Raw genomic sequence first — 3077 nt, 5'->3', positions numbered from 1 at the left:
GTGCTGGTGCACAACAAGTGGCGGCTGCGGGTGATCGAGCGCGACCACCCCGATCTGTTCATGGAACCTCTGCTGGCCGGAGGCGTCGAGGAGGAGTAGCCCCGGACTGTGACGAAAAAGCCGCCACTCGGGGGTTTCACTTCGGCGCTTTCGGGGCACTGACATCCCTTCCGCCGGGGCAATGACTGTCGGTGCGGCGGCGGTCGGACGCAATCAGGACCATCGGTCCTATGGCCTTGTCGTGCTCTGTTTACCGGAGTTCTCACATGCCGTCCGGTGCGGGTGTGAACTCGTGTGTTCTCCGTACCACCTCCGAACACAGTGAGCGCGTTGGCATGTGGCCAGAGTGACGGACGGGGTCGTGGGGCGCCTCGCAGAGGCCAAGATCACCGAACTGTCGGCACCCCTCCTCAACCCCCGTGATCAGCGCGAAGGTACCCTGTGGGAAGGCCACTAGGGCGCGTACGGACACCCCGTCGCACCGGGCTTCGCGGCACCTGTCCACATCTGTGAAGGGTGCCCGAAGGCCACCGGTTCGACGGGTGTCGGAGTGCTCAGGGGACCGGCACAGGAGGCTGGGCGCCATCGGGAGAACCCCGGTGTCGTCCGCGACGCCTCAGGGCGATCACGGAGTAATCGACGGTCGGCAAAGTTTGTAAATCTTCACCGTGCGGTAATTCTGCCCCCACGTGGGTATGTGTTGCATGTCACCTGTTCGTGAATCGGTGAAACTTATATGATTTTGCTTAACCGTCGTTTAACAAAACAGAACAATAACGAGTGAATCAAGAACGCGGCGGCTGACCGCCCCGCGTCTGAGCACCTCACGTATCCCCCGCCTGGAAAGGTTGACCTCGGGCATGAGCGAAGACGACAAAGAGCGCACGGTGGAGCTCCACTACGAGGGCGGCGTGCTGAAGCTGCCGGTGTTCACCGGCACCGAGGGTGAGCGCACCATCGAGCTGAAGACCCTGCTGGGCTCGACCGGTATGACCACCCTGGATCCGGGGTTCGGCAACACCGCTTCGTGTAGCTCGAAGATCACCTACATCGACGGGGCCGCGGGCATCCTGCGCTACCGCGGATACCCGATCGAGGACCTCGCCGTGGGCGCGACCTTCCTCGAGGTCGCCTACCTGGTGATCTACGGCGAGCTGCCGGAGTCCGGCCAGCTCAAGGAGTTCTCCGACAAGCTGCGTGAGAACGCCGACATCCCGGCCGACATGGGTACGCTGATCGACGCGATGCCCCGCAACGGACACCCGATGTCGCTGCTGGCCAGCGCCGTCAACACCCTCGCGGCGTACTACGACGACAGCGTCGACCCCTCCGACGAGAACCAGGTGGAGCTCGCCACGATCCGGCTGTTGGCCAAGCTGCCGACGATCGCGGCCCGCATCTACCGCAACTCCATCGGCGAGAAGCCGATCGCCCCGGACGACTCCCTCGACTACGTCGAGAACTTCATCCGGATGACCTTCGGAGACAACGCTCCCACCGGCAACCTCGGCGACCTGTTCAACAAGGCCGTCGGGATGCTGCTGGTCCTGCACGCGGACCACGAGCTGAACTGCTCCACCGCCACCGTGCGCGTCGTGGGCTCCTCGCAGGCCGACATCTTCGCCAGCGTCGCCTCGGGCGTCAACGCCCTGTCCGGCCCCTCCCACGGCGGCGCCAACCAGGCCGTCCTGGAGATGCTGGAGGGTATCCGCGACTCGGGCACCAGCATCGAGGACTTCCTGGAGCGGGTGAAGGCCCGCGAGGTCCGCCTGATGGGCTTCGGCCACCGCGTGTACAAGAACTTCGACCCGCGGAGCAAGGAGATCAAGGTTCTGGCCAGCCAGATCCTTGACCACGACGACAACCCGGACGAGCTGTTCAAGCTCGCCCTCAAGCTGGAGGCCGCCGCGCTCGCGGACTCCTACTTCACCGAGCGCAAGCTCTACCCGAACGTCGACTTCTACACCGGCGTCATCTACCGCACCATGGGCTTCCCGAACAACATGTTCACCGTGCTGTTCGCCCTGGGCCGTCTGCCCGGGTGGATCGCCCACTACCGCGAGCAGCTGCACGACCCGGCCTTCCGGATCGCGCGCCCGCGTCAGCACTACATCGGTTCCGCCGAGCGCCGCTACCCCGGCCAGGGCTGATCCCGAGACTCGCACCGCCCGCTCCCGTCACCGGGGGCGGGCGTTGCCGTGTCCGGCTCCGTCAACCACACCTACCCTCCCTTGCCAGGTATTTTGCCCGTCGACTGTCGTGGGGGCGCGGCCCAGAGGGAAGTTGCATCCTGAGGTCCCGTGATCACGGGTGACCGCGAGGGACTCGGGAGGCTGGGATGGTCCGGTACGCGTTGGCCGGCGACATGCTCGGAGAGATGAGCCGGAACTGGTGGATGGTGGTCCTGCGCGGCGTCGCCGCCGTGATCTTCGGCCTGCTCGCCCTGTTCTGGCCGGGGCTCACCCTGGTCGCCCTGGCCATCGTCTTCGGTGTGTTCGCCCTCGTCGACGGATGCGTGCTGGGGGCGGCCGCCTTCCGCGCGACACCGGGCACTCGGGCGTCGATGATCGTCCAGGCGGTACTCAGCGTCATCATGGGTCTCATCGCGTTGATCTGGCCCCTCGTGGCGGTCATGGCGCTGGTGTTCGTGATCGGTGCCTGGGCGATCGTGACGGGTGTGGCCGAGATCGTCACCGCCGTCCGGCTGCGGGCGCGCATCAGCTCGGAGTGGCTGCTCATCTTCCTCGGCGCCCTGTCGATCGTGTTCGGCCTGCTGCTGTGGTTCTGGCCGCTGGAGGGCGCGCAGGCCATCGTGCTCGTGGTGGGGATCTACGCGATCATCTTCGGTGTCGTGCTCGCGGTGGCCGGTTTCCGGCTGCGCGGTGTCGCCGAGGCGTTCGCCCTGCCCGGGAACCACATGCGGAGGGAACCCGGGGACACGGGGCCGGACGAGGGCGACGAGCCGCCGGGCCCCGTCGCCACCTGACCGTGTTCTCTCGGGGCCTCCGCCGCGCCTCGGCCCGCCCGTCGCCCTCCACCACCCTCAAACGACGCCTGCGGCGCGGTTCCTCCCTCTT

1 protein-coding gene and 1 pseudogene are annotated in these 3077 nt (G+C 66.4%); both read left to right on the top strand.

Features of this window, described 5'->3' with window-relative positions; translation table 11 throughout:
* Nucleotides 1-860 precede the first annotated feature (860 nt).
* Complete coding sequence (locus D471_RS0123095; protein ID WP_017600814.1) at nucleotides 861-2150, top strand: citrate synthase; 1290 nt, start codon at nucleotides 861-863, stop codon at nucleotides 2148-2150.
* Between the two features lie 188 nt (nucleotides 2151-2338).
* Nucleotides 2339-2974: pseudogene (locus D471_RS0123090) on the top strand (HdeD family acid-resistance protein); the annotation flags it as partial.
* Nucleotides 2975-3077 lie beyond the last annotated feature (103 nt).

It is taken from the genome of Nocardiopsis lucentensis DSM 44048 (assembly GCF_000341125.1).
Taxonomy (GTDB): Bacteria; Actinomycetota; Actinomycetes; order Streptosporangiales; family Streptosporangiaceae; genus Nocardiopsis; species Nocardiopsis lucentensis.
Note: the sequence above shows the minus strand (reverse complement) of the source record. Positions and strands in the feature narration are given on the sequence as shown.

Coding starts and splice junctions, on each gene's coding strand:
- D471_RS0123095 (WP_017600814.1), top strand. CDS start 861: ATGAGCGAAGACGACAAAGAGCGCACGGTGGAGCTCCACTACGAGGGC.